The 16,900-nt window shown below is 59.4% G+C and carries 16 protein-coding genes; 6 read left to right on the top strand and 10 right to left on the bottom strand.

Annotation, left to right across the window (positions count from 1 at the left end; all coding sequences use genetic code 11):
• Window positions 1-154 precede the first annotated feature (154 nt).
• On the top strand, window positions 155-1,069 hold the full coding sequence (locus GYN08_RS13730) for a TIGR01777 family oxidoreductase (protein WP_166275114.1): 915 nt from the start codon (window positions 155-157) through the stop codon (window positions 1,067-1,069).
• Window positions 1,070-1,102: 33 nt separating this feature from the next.
• Here GYN08_RS13730 and GYN08_RS13735 read toward each other — a convergent pair whose 3' ends face one another.
• Both GYN08_RS13735 and GYN08_RS13740 read right to left on the bottom strand, forming a co-directional pair.
• Window positions 1,103-1,870 (bottom strand): MerR family transcriptional regulator, encoded by a 768-nt coding sequence (locus GYN08_RS13735; protein ID WP_166275116.1) that lies wholly within the window; start codon window positions 1,868-1,870, stop codon window positions 1,103-1,105.
• 30 nt (window positions 1,871-1,900) lie between these two features.
• A complete protein-coding gene (locus GYN08_RS13740) occupies window positions 1,901-2,821 on the bottom strand; it encodes a CPBP family glutamic-type intramembrane protease (RefSeq protein WP_166275118.1) in 921 nt (306 codons plus the stop codon).
• A gap of 149 nt (window positions 2,822-2,970) precedes the next feature.
• On the opposite strand from GYN08_RS13740, the gene GYN08_RS13745 reads away from it, so the two are divergent.
• The 3 genes from GYN08_RS13745 to GYN08_RS13755 all read left to right on the top strand — a co-directional run bounded on the left by GYN08_RS13745 (window position 2,971) and on the right by GYN08_RS13755 (window position 6,342).
• Window positions 2,971-4,326: a hydroxysqualene dehydroxylase gene (locus tag GYN08_RS13745; RefSeq protein ID WP_235946243.1), complete on the top strand. Its 1,356-nt coding sequence runs from the start codon at window positions 2,971-2,973 to the stop codon at window positions 4,324-4,326.
• Window positions 4,327-4,417: 91 nt separating this feature from the next.
• On the top strand, window positions 4,418-5,194 hold the full coding sequence (locus tag GYN08_RS13750; RefSeq protein ID WP_166275122.1) for a sporulation protein: 777 nt from the start codon (window positions 4,418-4,420) through the stop codon (window positions 5,192-5,194).
• A gap of 209 nt (window positions 5,195-5,403) precedes the next feature.
• Window positions 5,404-6,342 carry an SDR family NAD(P)-dependent oxidoreductase gene (locus tag GYN08_RS13755; protein ID WP_166275124.1) on the top strand — a complete coding sequence of 313 codons (939 nt, stop codon included), beginning with the start codon at window positions 5,404-5,406 and terminating at the stop codon, window positions 6,340-6,342.
• A gap of 321 nt (window positions 6,343-6,663) precedes the next feature.
• On the opposite strand, the gene GYN08_RS13760 is transcribed toward GYN08_RS13755, so the two are convergent.
• The 5 genes from GYN08_RS13760 to GYN08_RS13775 form a co-directional block, all read right to left on the bottom strand.
• A complete protein-coding gene (locus GYN08_RS13760) occupies window positions 6,664-7,653 on the bottom strand; it encodes an LLM class flavin-dependent oxidoreductase (RefSeq protein ID WP_166275126.1) in 990 nt (329 codons plus the stop codon).
• A 173-nt stretch (window positions 7,654-7,826) separates the two neighbouring features.
• Window positions 7,827-8,426 (bottom strand): methyl-accepting chemotaxis protein, encoded by a 600-nt coding sequence (locus GYN08_RS23730; RefSeq protein ID WP_328802946.1) that lies wholly within the window; start codon window positions 8,424-8,426, stop codon window positions 7,827-7,829.
• A 15-nt stretch (window positions 8,427-8,441) separates the two neighbouring features.
• The gene (locus GYN08_RS23735; RefSeq protein ID WP_235946244.1) at window positions 8,442-8,735 is read right to left on the bottom strand and encodes a PAS domain S-box protein; all 294 of its coding nucleotides are present in this window, start codon (window positions 8,733-8,735) and stop codon (window positions 8,442-8,444) included.
• Window positions 8,736-8,980: 245 nt separating this feature from the next.
• Complete coding sequence (locus GYN08_RS24075) at window positions 8,981-9,901, bottom strand: methyl-accepting chemotaxis protein (RefSeq protein ID WP_328802947.1); 921 nt, start codon at window positions 9,899-9,901, stop codon at window positions 8,981-8,983.
• A 233-nt stretch (window positions 9,902-10,134) separates the two neighbouring features.
• Complete coding sequence (locus tag GYN08_RS13775; protein ID WP_166275128.1) at window positions 10,135-11,538, bottom strand: GGDEF domain-containing protein; 1,404 nt, start codon at window positions 11,536-11,538, stop codon at window positions 10,135-10,137.
• Window positions 11,539-11,843: 305 nt separating this feature from the next.
• On the opposite strand from GYN08_RS13775, the gene udk reads away from it, so the two are divergent.
• Entirely contained in the window at window positions 11,844-12,482 is a 639-nt protein-coding gene (gene udk, locus GYN08_RS13780; protein WP_166275130.1) for a uridine kinase, read from the top strand.
• Between the two features lie 113 nt (window positions 12,483-12,595).
• On the opposite strand, the gene GYN08_RS13785 is transcribed toward udk, so the two are convergent.
• Window positions 12,596-12,952, bottom strand: coding sequence for a nucleotide excision repair endonuclease (locus GYN08_RS13785; protein ID WP_166275132.1), 357 nt, complete (start codon window positions 12,950-12,952; stop codon window positions 12,596-12,598).
• Window positions 12,953-13,197: 245 nt separating this feature from the next.
• Between GYN08_RS13785 and GYN08_RS13790 the strand changes: the two genes are divergently transcribed.
• Window positions 13,198-14,595 carry a DUF2252 domain-containing protein gene (locus tag GYN08_RS13790; RefSeq protein WP_166275134.1) on the top strand — a complete coding sequence of 466 codons (1,398 nt, stop codon included), beginning with the start codon at window positions 13,198-13,200 and terminating at the stop codon, window positions 14,593-14,595.
• Between the two features lie 163 nt (window positions 14,596-14,758).
• On the opposite strand, the gene ypfJ is transcribed toward GYN08_RS13790, so the two are convergent.
• Window positions 14,759-15,619 (bottom strand): KPN_02809 family neutral zinc metallopeptidase, encoded by an 861-nt coding sequence (gene ypfJ / locus GYN08_RS13795; RefSeq protein WP_166275136.1) that lies wholly within the window; start codon window positions 15,617-15,619, stop codon window positions 14,759-14,761.
• A 310-nt stretch (window positions 15,620-15,929) separates the two neighbouring features.
• Window positions 15,930-16,841: an EcsC family protein gene (locus GYN08_RS13800; RefSeq protein WP_166275138.1), complete on the bottom strand. Its 912-nt coding sequence runs from the start codon at window positions 16,839-16,841 to the stop codon at window positions 15,930-15,932.
• Window positions 16,842-16,900: the final 59 nt, after the last annotated feature.

Raw genomic sequence — 16,900 nt, forward strand, 5'->3', positions numbered from 1 at the left:
CTATAAATAGATTCCGTCCTTTTCGCTTTATCGTCAACTTGGCGAGTGATTTGAAGGGAGGAAGGGTACAAATTCCTTATAATTCGCGTAAAAAGCCAAAACGGCGGCGCTTCGGCGCTGCGGATAAACACTTGGGACTCAAGGGAGGATAATAATGGAATTCGAAACGGGGAGACCGGATAAAAAAAGAAAAATCGTTCTCGCCGGAGCGACCGGCTTCATCGGCGGCGCCCTGCAGGAACGGTATGCCCGAAAAGGATACGACGTCAAGATGATTTCGAGGCGCCCGGAACATATTGCCTGGAATGATTTCGCGAAGATCGCGGAAGCTTTGAACGGGGCGGATCTGCTTGTAAACCTGGCCGGGCGTTCGGTCAACTGCCGGTACAACGAACGCAACCGGCGGGAGATCATGGAGTCGAGGACGGAGACGACCAGGATTCTGGGCGAAGCGGCAGCCGCCTTGCCCCATCCGCCGGCGCTGTGGATCAATTCGGGCACGGCCACGATCTATCGGGACGCGCGCGACCGCCCGATGACCGAGGAGAGCGGAGAGATCGGCAGCGGCTTCTCCGTCGACGTCGCCAAAGCATGGGAAGAAGCCTTTTTCTCGGCCGATACGCCTCGTACGCGCAAAGCGGTGCTGCGGATCGCGATCGTGCTGGGCAAAGGCGGCGGCGTCATGACCCCTTATGTCAACCTTGTCCGCTTCGGCCTCGGCGGGCATCAGGGACCGGGAGACCAGCGCTTCAGCTGGATACACCTCGAAGACCTGTGCCGCATGGTCGAATTTCTGGAGGAGCGGCAGGACCTGTCGGGCGTCTTCAACGCTTCCGCCCCCGAGCAGGTGACGAACGCCGAGCAGATGCGAATCATGCGCGAAGCCTACGGACGGCGCTTCGGTCTTCCGGCCCCCGCCTGGATGCTGGAAATGGGCGCCGTGGCGATCCGGACGGAAACGGAACTGATTCTCAAAAGCCGCTGGGTCGCGCCGGAACGGATGCTTCGCGCGGGATTCGAATTCCGCTATCCGACGCTGCGCGAGGCGATGGCGGAGATCGCCAGATGAAGCATCGGCTCCAAGCGTCGCCCGGCGCTTGTTCTACTTGCCGCTGTCCCGGCGCATATATTCGTCCGTGATCGCTTCGATGTAAGCGAAAGCCTCCTCGTCCAGTCCGTAAATCCGTGCCTGTTCGCCTTCGTCCGGCCGGATGAACGTCCAATATCGCTCAATCAGCCGCTCGTCGCCGCCGAATGCGTCTGCCGCGTACCCCAGCAGCTCGCGCGCAAGCTCGAGCGATTCCGGCGACTCCGGCGGACGATGCAGGTTCGCGCGGATTCTGCGCAGCAGCGCCGCCCAGACTTCCGCTTCCGGCCCGGTTTCGGCCGGCTGCGGGAGCCTGCGCAGCTCTTCGTCGGAGAAAAAGGCCGCGCGCCCCGCGCCTTTGCGGGCGGAGCCGAAGTCTTCCAGCTGGCGCACGAAATCGGCCATGTCTGCCAATACGACCTGCCGATTCACTTCGATCGAGAACAAACCGGAGTCGATCAGCTTTTTCATGGCGCCGAGTTCCTCCATGCGCGCGGCGATCCATTCCGATTGTCTCAGCAGCGCGTTTTTCCAAGACTCTTCGCGGGACCGTCCGGCTTCGGCCGGCAGCATATCGCCGATCTGCGACAGCTTGAATCCCATCGCTTTGAGCACGGCGATTTCCTGCAGTCGAACCAGATCTTCCGGCCCGTACAGCCTGTAGCCGGAGTCCGGATGGCGTTCGGGCCGCAGCAGGCCGAGTTCCTCGTAATAATGAAGCGCGGCCACGCTGACGCCCGAACGCCGGGCCAGTTCGCCGACTTTGTACGTTTCTCCGTTCATCGCGTCTCCTCCTTTCGCTTCTCCGCGAGCTTACCTCAACCGCCGCGCTCGGGGCAAGCCCGGCTTCGCGCCCCCTGCCAAACGCCGGCGGCGCAGTCCCGCCATAACGGCAAAAGCCGCAGCGCCGCCGACCACGACGCCCAGGAAGAGCACGAACAGGCGGCCCGTCTCCGGTTCGGCTTCGACGTAGCGTACCAGACCTTCGCCCGGTTCCGCCAATACGACAAACCGTGCCAGCATAAGATAGGCCAGATGGAAGCCGATGCTGCCTCCCAATCCGCCCAGCGCGAAACGGGCCGCCTGCAGCGCTATCGCAAAAAAGAACAGCAGCACGACATAATCGGCGGTGACTGCTTGAGCCTCCAAGCCGGTCGCCGCCTGCAGGGCGCGCGTCGCGATCGGCGCCAGCACGAACAGTACCGGAGCCAGCAAAAAAGCGGCGGCGGCCCGCATCCGGCGGCCGAGCGCATCCGGAATCAAGCTGCGGAACACGAGCTCTTCCGGCAGCGCTTCATAGAACAGCGCGAAGCAGAGATTGAACGCCATTGCCGTCAGCAGCGTTCCCGTGAAGCGGATCTCCTCGACGACGATCCAGCCGAGACCGTGCGCGATCCCGAATGCGGCGCCCGCCAGCGCAACCGCGATTCCGGCCGCAAGCAATCCGGCGCTGATCTCCCTCCTCCAGTACCCGTTCCGCAAGCGCAGCGGAAACTCGTCTTTTCTCCGGCTGTACGCCGACAGCACGGCCGGCACGACGATGAGGACCATGATCAGCGCCTGGAGCGAACGCCGAATCGGCACGGCGATACCCGAATGCTCCATCGCTTGATACGCCGCGGCCGCCGCATACAAAGCCAGCACGAAGCTCGCCCAGCCTACTGCGGCTCCCCTGCCCGTTTTCGGCTTTTTATCGGATTTCGATTCCCGGCTAGGTTTCATGCCAAATTCCATATCCCGTCTCCTCCTTCGGTCCGAAGCCGCTCTTTCCGCTTCGTTTAGGGCCACTATAAACCCTCAGGTATACTTGAGAGTCAAGCGCAAGGATGCGCGAAGCGGGTAATGGAAGCTATGACTCTCAAACCGAAAGCGAGGAAAATCCCTTGTCGCAAAATCCGAAGGTTCCATCCGAAGAATTGACGATCGTGGTCGGTGCCGGTCTGGCCGGTCTGACCTGCGCGTTCGAACTTGCCGAAAAGGGCAAGCCCGTGCTGGTACTGGAAGCCGCCCCTTATGTCGGCGGCCGTACCGCAAATTGGAACGAGAACGGCATGGAAGTCGAGTCCGGCTTCCATAAATTCATCGGCTACTATACGCTGCTGCCGGAACTGTTGGAGCGCGCCGGCATCAAGCTGAACGATATGCTGTTCTGGGAAAAGTCGATGGAAGCCCGCCACCCGGAAGCGGAGGAACCCGGCGTATTCGGTCTGGATCTCGTCCGCGCCCCGCTCAAGACGGTACTCGGCGCGCTCGGCAACAACAGCTATCTCACCCCGGCCGACAAAGCGTCGCTTATTCCTTTTTTTACGGCCGGATTCAAAGATTATCTGTCCAATCCCGAGGAGCTCGACGAGATTCCGGTGAAAGAATATGCCGAACGCCATCACGTCACGGAGCAGGCGCTGGAACGCATTCTGGAGCCGCTGTCGTCGGGCATCTTCTTCCTGCCTCCGGAGCAGTATTCGTCGTACGCTTTCTTCGGCCTGTTCGCTCCGGGCATTCCGCGCCTGCACAAAATGCGGATCGGCGCGTTCAGCGGCGGCATGACCGACGTGATGTGCCGGCCGCTGGCGGACGCGATCGAACGGCTGGGCGGCACGGTGCGCACATCGGCCCCGGTTCGCGGCCTGATCGCGGAAGAAGGGGCCGTGCGCGGCGTCGAATTGGAAAATGGGGAGCGTCTGCGGGCCGCGCAGGTCGTCGTGGCGGCAAATATCCGCCGCGCGCAGAAGCTGCTGTCCGAGCATTTCAGCTCGGTATCCGCGTTCAAACCGTTTTTCGAACTGGAAGCGATGCCGCATGTTACCGCCCAGTTCGAGCTGACGGAGCCTCTGCTGCCGAAAGACCGGACGACGTTCGGTCCGGGCACCCAGCTCGGCTCGTTCGGCGAGCAGGCGCGCACGACGTTCCGCGATAAAGCCGGCCGAACGTCGATCATTCTGGTCGACCCCGACGCGCTGGTCGACCTGCCGGAGGAGGAAGTTTGGCGGCGTACCGTCGACAGTCTCAAAGCGATCGGGCTCGACGGCGTGGATAACGCGACCGATTACCGGATCATTCGGGGCGACGAGAACTTTTACCGCTTGGCTGCCGGAAACGAGAAGAAGCGGCCGAAGCAGGTTACGCCGATTCCCGGATTGTTCCTGGCGGGCGACTACACGAAGCAGCCGTTTCTGGCTACGATGGAAGGCGCCGTCATTTCGGGTCAGCGGGCGGCGAGGGGCATTTTGAAAGCTTAAATGTCCCTTCGGAAAATTTTCGAACAGAAACGAAACCGCCTTACGCGGCGCCGCGTATATCTGGCATCAATCAAACGGAGGGTGAACTATAATGTCGTTCTTCAAAAAAATGTTGGCCAGCGTAGGAATCGGAAATGCCAAGGTGGATACGGTGCTCGACTCCGCGGAAGTTCCGGTAGGCGGAGACATTTCGGGCGTCGTATACATACAGGGCGGCCAGGTGGAGCAGCAGGTCGACCGGATCTATCTGTTCCTCAAATCGGAGTACATTCGCGAGCATGACGACCGCAAAGTGCGCGAAACGGCGACGATCACCAAATTCCTGCTGACGGAGCGCTTTACGCTGCGCGCCGGCGAACGCAAAGAAGTCCCGTTCCGCTTCACTTTGCCGGAATACACGCCGGTTACGCTGCGCAGTTCCGGCGTTTGGATCGAGACGGGTCTCGATATCCCGAGCGCCGCCGACGCGACGGACCGCGACGCGCTGAACGTGACGCCGAGCGACGAAATTCAGGTCGCGCTCGACGCGATCGAACTGCTGGGTTTCCGGCTGCGCGAAGTAACGAACGACTACGCGCCGCGCCTGGGCGGACCGCTGCCGTTCGTGCAGGAATTCGAATACGTGCCGACGACCAAGTTCCGCGGCCATCTCGACGAACTGGAAGTGCTTTTCCGCCAGCAGCACGGCGATCTCGAGCTGCTGCTCGAAGTCGACCGGCGCGCGCGCGGTCTGGGCGGATTCTTCTCCGAAGCGATGGGAACCGACGAGAGTCTCGTACGCCTGAACCTGTCGCGAAGCGACCTCGGCCGAGGTCCTCACCACGTCGCGGACATTCTGGAAGACACGATTTCGCGCTACGCGCATTGATCCTACGGCGGAGCACGGCTCCGGCTTCTCCGCCGGGCAGCCGCCGCGCATGCAGGACCGCCTTCCGCGGTCCTTTTTGTCATGCGGTCGTTCCTTGCGATTCGCCTACGCCGGCGTTTTTCCGCACGAAACCGGGTTAAGCTTTCTTCGGGACGGGTATGGTTACAAAAAGCCCCGGCTCGGCCGGGAGACCGAAGGAGGAACTCTTCATGTCCAACAAGATTCCCAAAAGCCTGCTGACCGTCGTCATTACGGGCGCTTCAAGCGGTATCGGACGCGGCGTCGCCAAGCGGCTCGCTGCCGAAGGCGCCCAGCTCGTGCTGGCCGCGCGCCGCACTTCGCTGATCGACGAACTGGCGTTGGAATGCGGCAACGCGATCGCGGTGACGACCGACGTCGCCAAGGAAGAAGACGTAGCCCGCCTGTTCGAGGCGGCGATCGCCAAATACGGCAAGGTCGACGTCTGGATCAACAATGCCGGCGTCGGCGCGATCGGGCCTTTTACGGACATTCCGCTGAAGGATCATATCCGCGTCGTCGAAACGAATGTCTTCGGCACGATCTACGGCAGTCATTACGCGCTGCGGCATTTCAAGGAACGCCGCGCCGGCACGCTGATCAATCTCGCATCCGTGACGAGCAAGATTTCTTTCCCTTACTACAACACGTACTCCGCGACCAAGTATGCCATCGCCGGCTTGAACGGCTCGCTTCATCAGGAGATGGAGCTTGAAGGCTTCGAAGACATTCACGTCTGCGCCGTGCATCCGTGGGCGACCGATACGCCGTGGTTCGAACATGCCGGCAATTACAGCGGGCACGAAGCCCAGATGAAGCCGATGGACGATGCGGACAGCGTAGTCGACGCCATCGTCAAGCTGCTCGACGATCCGCAGGAATCGGTCGAGGTCGGCGTCAAGACCAAAGGATCGACGATCTCCAGCAATCTGATGCCCGGCCTGACCGAAGATCTCAACGCCAAGTATTTGCAAAAAGTGATGCAGGACGCGCCTCCCGCCGAAAATACCTCGGGCAGCATTCACGAGCCGATGGCGACGGGCGTCGGCGTCTCCGGCGGTATCCGCAAACGGATGAAGCGGCAGAACGAGTCGGACGGCGCATCGCCGGACGATCAGGTATCGCCTTAAAGGAGGCGGGTACGATCGACTTTGACTTCCCCGCGGCCCGCAGCTGCTAAAAACGCGAAAGAAGCCGGAATGAAACGTTCCGGCTTCCAGGCTGTCGAAAAAGTCACGTAGTAGAGAGAAGCAAGCCGGCTCCGAGAGAAATTCGTTCCGGTCGCGTGTTGAAATCGGGAAAAGAGATCGAATTTTAGCGGAATTTTCCCGATTTCAAAGGCGAACACTATCGTTCCTTCACTGAATTTCTCTCTCCGCCGTCTCGCTTCTAGCTACATTAGACTTTCTCGACACGTTGGAAGCCGGAACGAAACGTTCCGGCTTCTTTTTTTATGCCCGTCCGAGGCCGAACGTCTCCGCCAGCATCTCGTACATTCTCATTTTCATGTCGAAATCCGGCGACACCGTCGCCAGCATCAGCTCGTCCGCCTCGTACAGGTCGGCCAGCACGGTCAGCTGCCTGCGCACGCCGGCAGGATCGCCGACCACCATGCGGCCGCGTCCCGCCCGAATTTTCTGCCGCTGTTCGTCCGTGTAGGTTCGGGTGCCGACCTCCCTCAGCGAGGGAACGCGGTCCAGTCGGCCGCCTTCCGCGATATCGAGCAGGTAATCGTCGAACACGGCGGCCAGCCGCTCCGCCTCGGCTTCGTCCCTTCCGCAGACCGCGAACAGGGAGACCAGCACCCGGGGGCGCCCTTCTTCGGCCGAGGGAACGAATCGTTCGCGATAAGTCCGCACCGCTTCGCGGCCCGCCCTGCCGCGGATGAAATGCCCGAACGCCAGTCCCATTCCGTTCGCGGCGGCGATCTCCGCACCGCTGTCGCTGGAACCGAGCAGCCATAAGTCCGGCGGCGACGAAGGCGTCGGCGTCACGACCGGCCCCTGTTCGCCGCGGACGTGGGCGGCCAGCTTCGCGACCTGTTCGGGATAACGGCGAAACGACCCGCTGCGTCCGTCGAGCAGAGCCGCCGACGTCTCGGCGCGCCCGCCCGTCGAGCGTCCGACGCCCAGATCGATCCGTCCCGGATACAGGGAAGCGAGTACGGAGAAACTTTCCGCTACTTTAAACGGACTGTGCATCGGCAGCATGACGCCGCCCGAGCCGATCCGCATGTCTCCCCGGGTCGCAGCCGCCAGCGCGGAGACGAGAACCTCCGGCGCCGAGCCGGCCAGCACCCGGTTGCCGTGATGCTCCGACACCCAAAAGCGGCGATAACCCCATTGTTCCGCCGCCCGGGCCAACCGCAGCGTTTCCTCCAGGGCAAGTTCCGGCGAAGCGCCCGAACGAATCTCCGAATAGTCCAAAATCGACAGCTGCATGCCGTCACCTTCCTTTCGTGTGCCGTTCCGTATCCGTTTTCTATTATACGATATCTCCGCGCACGAAAAAAAAGCCGAGAGTTTTCGCCTGCCCGGCTTGTTTTGCTGGCCCTTCATCCTTGCGCCGCGATCGCTTATCGCCAGCCGTCCTCGCGAAATCCATAGAGAGCCGCTCAAATAATATTGTTAAAATCCTTCGCGCGCGCGTCCAACTGCTCGGAAGCCGCGGAAATATCCTCGAATTCTTCCATGGCGGTACGAATCTGCGAATGGCTGCGGCTGATATTGTCCTGAGCCAGATTCGTGCCTTCCGTAATATTGGTGACTTCTTTCGTGATGCCTTCGATATTGCGGCGCACTTCGACGATCGACTCGCTGACGCGGCCCGCCAGCTTGCGCACTTCCTTCGCCACGATATCGAAGCCTTTGCCGTGTTCTCCCGCATGCGCCGCTTCGATGGCGGCGTTCAAGGCCAGCAGACTCGTCTGCGAAGCGATCTCCTGAATGGTCTGCACGATGCCCCGGATCGATTCCGCCTGGCTCTGCAGGCTGGCCAGCGTCGAAATGTTTTTTTCGGACACTTCCGATATGCCCTCGATGCTCTTCATCAGCTCGTGGCTGCGCACGATTCCCGACTCCGCGCGCACATTCAGTCCCTCGGACATCTGCTGCAGCTCGGTCACGACCTCTTCGATATTCTTTTGACGGCGGGTGATATCGGTTGCGACTTTGAACACGGCCAGCACTTTGCCGCCTTCGTCCAGCACCGGCATATAAGTCGCTTCCAGTCAGATCCGTTCGCCTCGGGCATCCATCCGTTCGATCTTGTCCTGATAGCTGCGCCCGGCCAGCAGATCGCGCCAAAATTTGTCGTACGCCGGGCTGTTCGCAAACTCCGGAAAACAAAACTGCCGGTGCTGCATGCCGATCATCTGCTGCTCCGTGTATCCCATTGCTCCGGCAAAACTGCGATTGACGTAAACAACCCGGCGGTTCAAATCAAAACGGATAATTGCCAGATTTTGTTCCAAAGCCATCACAAGCAGGTCGTTATTGACGGCGCTTGCCGTTCCCTTATCCATGTGTAATCACCCGTTTCTTTAAATTAATTTAAAACCGCCAAATTAAAAACCCCTCAATCTAATTTTGCGCAATGGTTGCTTGTCTATTATATCGTCTTTTTAAGACTTTGTTTTATGTTTTTCGACATTTTTTTCAAAAATTCCTTCCTGAATTTCCGGAAAACAGGATTATAAGCCTAAAAAAAAGAACCGGACGTCCTGCCCCGTTCTTTTCTCTGCTTTTTCCGTATATGGATCGCCCTTAATTAAAGCAGCTTGGAAAACTCCTTGGCCTGAGCGTCCAGTTCGCCGGAAGCCGCCGAAATCTCGGCAAATTCGTCGATCGCGAGCCGGATCTGCTCCTGGCTCTCCGTTACGGTGTTCTGCGCCAGATTCGTGCCGTTCGCCATATTGTCGACTTCTTTCGTAATGCCTTCGATGTTCCGGCGGACTTCCACGATCGAATCGCCGGCCCGATTCGCCAGCTTCCGAACCTCTTTGGCTACGATGTCGAAGCCCTTGCCGTGCTCGCCGGCGTGCGCCGCTTCGATGGCGGCGTTCAGCGCCAGCAGGCTTGTCTGGGAAGCGATCTCTTGAATCGTCTGCACGATGCCCCGGATAGAATCCGCCTGGCGCTGCAGGCTGGCCAGCGTGCTCATATTCTCCTGCGACACCTGCGCAATATGTTCGATGCTCTGAAGCAGCGCTTGGCTTCGCTGAATGCCGCCTTCGGCTCGAATATTCAATCCGTCGGACATCTGCTGCAGCTCGTCCATGACGGTCGAGATGGTCTCGATGCGCTCCGTGATGTTCGTGGCGACTTTGGATACCCCAAGCACCTGGCGGTTGCTTCCGAACACCGGCATGTACGTGGCCTGCAGCCAAATTACGCGCCCGGATGCCGTCACGCGCTGAATTCTGTCTTCGTAACTGCGTCCGCTGAACAGATCGCGCCAAAATTTGTCGTACGCCGGACTGCCCGCGAATTCCGGCAGACAAAATCGGCGGTGATCCATACCCTGCATTTCTTCCTTCGAATAACCCATTACATTGGCGAAGTTATGGTTAACGTAGACGACCCGGCGGTTCAGATCGAACCGAATAATCGCCAAATTTTCTTCAAGCGCTTTTACAACCAAATCATCGCTTACCTGCTCTTCGGCTTGCCGTTCGTTCAATCCGCTCACTAAACCACCGGACCTTCCTTTATTTTCCTGTTATAATAAGGGTTTTGCACAAGTATATTTCCCATCAAACTTTCTTGTCAACTATATCGGTACAAATTCCCCGATTCCTTAGTCTTCTCTCCTTTTTTCAAAAATCGGGAGCCTTTTGATCGGTAAAAGGGACGCTCCGAGCTGTCGAAGCGTCCTTTCTGCCGATCTCATTCACTTTTGCCCGACCTTTTACGCGCGGACGGTCAGTCTCCCGTCGGCGCCTGAGGCGGGGACGCATCCCCGAATACGGTAACCCGGTTTTTGCCGCCGCGTTTCGATACGTACAGCGCGGCGTCCGCCTGCTGATACAATTCTTCGAAGTTCAGGCCGCGCGGGTCCGTATAAGCGATGCCGATGCTGGATGTGACCCCGATCGAGCGGCTCCCCGGCAGGTCGAACGTCGAGGCTTCGATCGCCGCGCGGAGCCGTTCCGCTCCTGCCAGCATTTCTTCTTCCGTCAACCGCGTTATAAACACGGCAAACTCTTCCCCGCCGAATCGGCTCGTAAGCGCCTCTCCGCCGAAACCGGCATCCAGAACGGAGGCGAACCCTTCCAGAATCAGATCGCCGGCCGCATGGCCGTAGGTGTCGTTGACTCGCTTGAAATCGTCGATATCCAACAGCATGAGCATCAATCCCGGCTCATCGAGCCTTCCCACAACCTGCTCCACGAAGTACCGCCGATTGACGAGGCCGGTCAGGGAATCGATCGTCGCCTGCCGGGTCAGCACCTTTTTCTGCGCTTCCAGCTCCTCGTTTTTTTCTTTCAGCTGCTCCATGTACATCTTCGTATTGTCGATGATCCGGCCTGCTTCCACGGCGATCTCTTCGATTTCCGAGTAAGACCGGTCCATCCGGATTCCCTTTTCGAACAGCTCGTCGACATCGCCGTCGGCCAGCCGGCGGAACACGCCGCGAAGCTGGGCCATGGAACGAAGCAGCGGCCCGATCAGCCACCTGCCCAGCAGGTAGTTGACGTAAAAGCAGAGCAGGCCGAGCAGCAGCATCAAGACGGCCGTCACCCCGACGATCCGGACCAGCAGCGGCGGATAAATGCGGGCTGTAATAAGGCCGATCTCTTCGCCGCCGTCGCTCAGGATCGGGGCGTAGTACGGCTTGTTGAAATATTCGTACAGCCAGTTCCGTTCTTCGAGCGCTGCCCGGGCGGTACCGGCAGACGGCAGGTAAGCGCTGCGATACAGCTCTTTTCCGCCCAGCTCGACCACGATATCGACCGTGTGCAGCGCGCGCGGCATTTCGCGGCCTTCGTCGTACACAAGCGGTTCGTCCCCGTCGATCAAAGGAATCCGGTAATTCACGACCTCCTGCCGCTCCACCGTCTTCCACCAGCGTTCGAATCCGGTTGCGGCGGGCGAAAGGTCTTCGAGCCGGTCGATGCCGTGGTTTTCCGGGAAAGCGGGAGACGTCATCTCGCGCATGGTGGAATGGGCGACGAGCTGCGCGCCGAGCTGCGCGAGAGGGCGGATCACCACCGAAAGCAATATGGTGACGATGACCGCGAACACCAGAATGGTAAACAGCGTGGACGCATTCATGGAACGGCGAATCAGCCGGCTTAAGCTTGGGCTGCCGGTTTTATGGGTCAAGAGGACTTCCTCCCGTTCTTCTGTATCGCATCCCACAAAAGCCCGTGCCGGGGAAATGGGCGAAATGCCGTTCCGAAAGCATAGGCTAAAAGCAGCCGCGTTCCTCAATTGTAGCGGCGGATTACATCGCGCGCAATCCATTTTGTAGACAGGATGGGAGCGTCAGGCCAAAAATTTTCGATAAACGCGCAAACGACCGCGGGAATCGGATAAAATCGAGTGAAAAAACGGCCGCGCTATGCTACAATACTGAAATTGCATCCCATTGCAATCGGCCATCATCCTAGGGAGGTTTATCGATCGCCATGCTTATTATTGGTATAGCCGGCGGCACCGGTTCCGGCAAAACGACGGTCGCAAGATCCGTTATCGACCGGCTCGGCGCAGGCAAAGTCACTTTCATATCTCAGGACAACTATTATAAAGATCATCCCGATCTGACCCTTGAGGAGCGCGGAGCGATCAATTACGATCATCCTTTCGCGTTCGACAACGACCTGATGGTCGAGCACCTGAACGCACTGAAGGAAGGCCGCACGGCCTATGCTCCGGTGTACGACTTCACCATCCATGCCCGTTCCGCGGACAAGACGGTGGAACTTAAGCCGAACAACATCGTGATCATCGAAGGACTGCACGTGCTGTCGGACGAACATCTTCGCGCGCTGCTCGACATCAAGGTGTTCGTCGATACCGATCCGGACGTGCGCATCCTGCGCCGCGTGCTGCGCGACATCGAAGAACGCGGCCGCAACATCCGTTCCGTGCACGATCAGTACCTCACGACGGTCAAGCCGATGCACGAGGCATTCATCGAGCCGTCGAAGAAATACGCCGACCTGATCATTCCGGAAGGCGGACACAACGAAGTCGGCATTCAGCTGCTGTCGATCCTGACGGAAAAATATCTGTCGGGCGACCACAAGTGGAACGGCCGCCCGTAAAGGCATTCCCGCCAAAAAAAGAAGCTTATCTTCCGTCAAAGGCGCGTTTCGCGCCCTGCGAAAGATAAGCTTCTTTGGTTTGTCCCGGCCGAAACGCCTTTACTTGACCCGGCTTACTTGTAAAAAACTTTATCGACGTTGTATTTGGCCCGTCCGCTGTTGATGAGATAGGTCTCGTAAATTTCGCGCTCCGTCGGATCGGCGACCAGGCACACGTCGATGCGCCGCACTTCGTCGCGATGATTTTTCATCGGCGATACGCTGTCTTCGAAATGTTTTTTGATGCGGGGTCTGAGCTTGCGCGCTTTGCCTACGAAGAGCAGCTCGCCGTCCGCGCCGTAGAACATGAAGATGCCGCCTTCTTCCCGGGTAATCAGGTGAAAATCGGTAAATCCGTAAATGTGGCTGAGCTGCGGGTTCTCCTGCTTCTCGATGGAGACGTCCGGCTTCGGCACCGTAATTTGAATCATGCTGTTCACGTCCTCTTTTTCGGTTGGCGCTAATGCCCGCCGGCTTTGCAAAAAGCGCGTCCGGCGCTGCCATCCTACCACAGAATTCTCTGCCGCGCCATGAAAATCGGCAGCCCCGCAACCTTCATGGCATCTTCCGCGTATGCTCTTCCATGCAGGAATCGGCAGCGCGGGGAGAGAATGGATACCGAAGCGCAGAGGCACGGACTGCCGCCGATTTTCCGAATTTGAAGGAGTGAAGACCGATGTCCACCGTTCATGCAAGCATCACCGAGGGGGTTCTGCGCACGCGCAAGAAGCTGCGCCAGGATACGCTGATTTCGATTTTCGAAGAATTCGACGGAGAGCGAATGGGGTTAAACGACGCCAAGCGGACGGAAAAATACCGCAAAATGGCGCTCGGCCCGTTTTCCTTTTATCGGGGCAGCGCTTATCTGTTCTACTTCGACGTTACCCGACAGTATTTCCCTTACCATACGCCGAAAGATCGACCGACCTGGGTGCAGGGCGATCTCCACTTCGAAAACTTTGGCGCTTTTCAGAGCGGGGACGGACGCATCGTCTACGACGTAAACGACTTTGACGAAGGATACGTCGGTTCTTATCTGTACGACGTCGTGAGGATGGCGGTCAGCGTCGTGCTCGTCGGCCGTCAGCTCGGCTATTCGCCGGAAGGCCAGCTTGAAGCGGCGGCGCACTACGTACGTTCCTACTACAAACAGATGGACAAGTTCGCCTCCGGCAAGGACGACCCGGCAAGATTCTCGGTCGATTCTTCCTGCGCCAAAGGACCGGTCCGCAAGCTGCTGTGCAAGCTGGAGAAGCGTCAGCAGGGACATTTCCTGGAAAAGGTGACCGCTCGGATGCAGGGCGAAACCGGACGGGCCTTTCTTGAAAACGCCGAGTTGGTCGAACCGTCGGCGGAAGAACGCGAGGGCCTGGAACAGGCCTGGCCGTTCTATATGGATACGGTTCTGTCCCGGCGTTCGGGCGAGGAACATTACCGGATCAAGGATATTGCCGTGAAGCACGGATCGGGCACCGCGTCGATCGGGCTGGACCGCTTCTACGTGCTGATCGAAGGCGGTTCGGCCGAATCGACGGGCGACCGCGATTCCGACGACACCGTGCTGGAAGTGAAGGAAGTGCGGGTACCCGTGCCGGCCTATTTCATGCCTTATTCCGAGTCGTTCTGGGAGACGTTCTCGCATCAGGGCAAGCGGGTCACGGCGACGCAGCAGGCGATGCATCACCAGGCCGATCCTTACCTGGGGTTCCTGACGATCGACGGCCGCCATTTTTACGCGCGCGAGCGCTCGCCGTACAAAAAGCGGCTGAAACTCGAAGCGCTGCGGACGACGGAAGACATGCGGCGCGTGCTGACGCTGATGGGCCGGCTGACCGCCAAAATGCACGCGCGAGCCGACTTCGACGTCAGTCTGGGTATTCTGCCTTATCACAGCGAAAAAGAGATCGTCAAGGCGATGGGCGACGACTGCGGGGCATTCGTCAAGCATCTCTCGCAGTTCGCTTATGCTTACGCGGACGTCGTCGAGCGGGACTACGCCCTGTTCGGCGAATGGATCGCGCAGCGTTTCCCGGAGACGCGGACGGAAGCCGTGCCGCAGGCGGAAACTCCGTAAGCGGGAATGCCGACTCCGACGCCGGTTCGACAAAACCCCCGGATTCAAGCGACTTCGCCTGAATCCGGGGGTTTTCGCATGCGTCGAAATGTCGAAGCTTTTATTCGAACGGGCGGGAATCGCCCGGCAAGCAGCCGTCCCGGGTCATTTGCGGGCGAGCTCTTTACAAGCTTCCGCCGAACGTGTCTCCGCCCTGGATCGTCCCGCTCTCGAATCCTTTGTAGAACCAGCTTTTGCGCTGTTCCGACGTGCCGTGCGTGAAGCTGTCCGGCACGACGTACCCCTGCGACTGCAGCTGAATGCTGTCGTCGCCGACGGCGCTGGCGGCTCTCAGCGCTTCGTCCAGGTCGCCCTGCTCCAGCAGGTTGCGGCCCTGCTCGTAATGCGCCCAGACGCCCGCGTAATAATCCGCCTGCAGTTCCAGCTTGACGGAGTATTTGTTGTATTCCGTCTCGCTGAGCGTCCGGCGCAGCCGGTCGACCTTGTCGCTCGTGCCGAGCAGCTTCTGGACGTGGTGTCCGACTTCGTGAGCCACCACGTAAGCCATGGCGAAATCGCCGGGCGCGTTGAAGCGCTGTTTCAATTCGTCATAGAAGCTGAGGTCGATATACAGCTTCTCGTCGCCCGGACAGTAGAACGGTCCGACGGCCGAACTCGCCGTTCCGCAGGCGGACTGCACGCTGCCGGTGAACAGAACGAGCTTTGGGTTGCGATAGGTCATCCCGTTGTCGCGGAATACCTGTCCCCAGACGTCTTCCGTATCGGCCAGCACAACGGAAACGAAGTCGGCCAGTTCCTCTTCTTCCGCCGTTCCCTGATAAGTGCCCGCCGTCTGCGTTTGCGTCTCCGTCGACGTGATGCCGCTGAGCAGGCTGCCCGGATTGCCGCCCATCAGCATGACGATGATGACAATGACGATCCCGCCGATCCCCAGGCCGCCTCCGATCTTCAACCCGCCCCCTCCGCCGCTTTGGCCGCGCCGGTCTTCGACGTTACCGCTCGCCCTTCTGCCCTTCCACTGCATGGATGCTCCTCCTTGATGCCGGTGCGCCGGCTTCCCGCCGCGCGCCGCTTCTTATGATTCGGGACCGCCGCGCCCATTGCTCTTCCGAATGCCGGGCGCGTCCCCTGCTCTCTTTCACAGAATTAACCCGGATTGCAGCGTTCAACGCGGAGAGCGGGGAGCCGACATCTCCAAAAAGGCTTCTTCAAACCAAAAAGTTCGGCACGGCTCCCTTTTGGCGGAAACCATGCCGGACTTATCGAAGGGCAGGCGGCTGCCCGCCGTGTGCCTTTTTTGAAAACAGCTTGAAAGAACGCGATTTCCCGAACGTCTACCCCTGATTTGGTTCCAGGGCGTCCAGCCGTTGCAAAATCCGGCGCTTGCGGTACAGCATATGAGCCGCTTCGGACACGTCGCCCAGCGTCTGGCGGTTGGCGAACGCGCCGAACACGATGCCCGCGATCGGGACGGCCTGCAGCAGTTTTTTCCAGCCCCAGCTGTCGCGGTAAGTCGTCACGACTTCCCTCCATCCCTGGATCTTCGACATGGCGGTGACGGAAGGCGGAAGTTTGCCGTCCTCGCCGGCCTTCAAGTTCAGCTCGTCCAGCAGCGACTGCTTGCCTACGAGATCGGAAGAGGCGAATTGAAGCACCTTGACGGCGAAGACCCGCTCCGCCTTGTCGTTCGCGTCGTAACCGTAGCAGAGCCCGATTTCCTGAATGACTTTAAGCGACAGACCCAGTACGGCCGGAATGTCCGCGGCCAGCGTGAATACGCCGCCGATTCCGGTCGTCGCTCCCTGCGCCGCAGCCAGATTGCGGCTCTCCCCGGCCAAGCGGCCGGCCGCCTCGTCCATGACCGACAGCGGATAAGGACCCGCTTCCGGCACGTCGCGCTTGCGGGCGATGTTCTCCAGCATTCCCGTTACGCGGCGGCGGGCGATCAAGTATTTGCCGCCGTTCTGGACATAGCTGCCCAGCTCGTCGAGCAGGCTGCCGATCTTCTCGTGAATGAATTTCGGCGTGACTTTGTCGAGCAGTTTGAACGGAATCCGGGCAATCTTGTCCCAGATCGGCATTTTGCGCTGATCTTTCATCCACTTTTCCGCTTCGACCAGCGCGGCTTGAAGCTGGGCTCGGCTGTCGGGAACGGACGGTGCCGGCTCGCGGCCGTCCGCGCTTCCCGCTCCGTCCTCTTCTCCCTCGCTATCCGTGCGCGGCGTCTCATCCCATTCGTTCGTCATTCGCTTCCCTCCCGTAGGTATCTGGATCTCCAGTATGATTACCCTTTATACGCGGGGAG

The organism is Saccharibacillus alkalitolerans, from assembly GCF_011090185.1.
GTDB classification, from domain to species: domain Bacteria; phylum Bacillota; class Bacilli; order Paenibacillales; family Paenibacillaceae; genus Saccharibacillus; species Saccharibacillus alkalitolerans.

Bases quoted from the DNA above. Each gene is read 5' to 3' on its own strand.
- GYN08_RS13730 (WP_166275114.1), top strand. From the start codon at position 155: ATGGAATTCGAAACGGGGAGACCGGATAAAAAAAGAAAAATCGTTCTC.
- GYN08_RS13735 (WP_166275116.1), bottom strand. From the start codon at position 1,870: ATGAACGGAGAAACGTACAAAGTCGGCGAACTGGCCCGGCGTTCGGGC.
- GYN08_RS13740 (WP_166275118.1), bottom strand. From the start codon at position 2,821: ATGGAATTTGGCATGAAACCTAGCCGGGAATCGAAATCCGATAAAAAG.
- GYN08_RS13750 (WP_166275122.1), top strand. From the start codon at position 4,418: ATGTCGTTCTTCAAAAAAATGTTGGCCAGCGTAGGAATCGGAAATGCC.
- GYN08_RS13755 (WP_166275124.1), top strand. From the start codon at position 5,404: ATGTCCAACAAGATTCCCAAAAGCCTGCTGACCGTCGTCATTACGGGC.
- GYN08_RS13760 (WP_166275126.1), bottom strand. From the start codon at position 7,653: ATGCAGCTGTCGATTTTGGACTATTCGGAGATTCGTTCGGGCGCTTCG.
- GYN08_RS23730 (WP_328802946.1), bottom strand. From the start codon at position 8,426: ATGCCGGTGCTGGACGAAGGCGGCAAAGTGCTGGCCGTGTTCAAAGTC.
- GYN08_RS23735 (WP_235946244.1), bottom strand. From the start codon at position 8,735: ATGGATAAGGGAACGGCAAGCGCCGTCAATAACGACCTGCTTGTGATG.
- udk (WP_166275130.1), top strand. From the start codon at position 11,844: ATGCTTATTATTGGTATAGCCGGCGGCACCGGTTCCGGCAAAACGACG.
- GYN08_RS13785 (WP_166275132.1), bottom strand. From the start codon at position 12,952: ATGATTCAAATTACGGTGCCGAAGCCGGACGTCTCCATCGAGAAGCAG.
- GYN08_RS13790 (WP_166275134.1), top strand. From the start codon at position 13,198: ATGTCCACCGTTCATGCAAGCATCACCGAGGGGGTTCTGCGCACGCGC.
- ypfJ (WP_166275136.1), bottom strand. From the start codon at position 15,619: ATGCAGTGGAAGGGCAGAAGGGCGAGCGGTAACGTCGAAGACCGGCGC.
- GYN08_RS13800 (WP_166275138.1), bottom strand. From the start codon at position 16,841: ATGACGAACGAATGGGATGAGACGCCGCGCACGGATAGCGAGGGAGAA.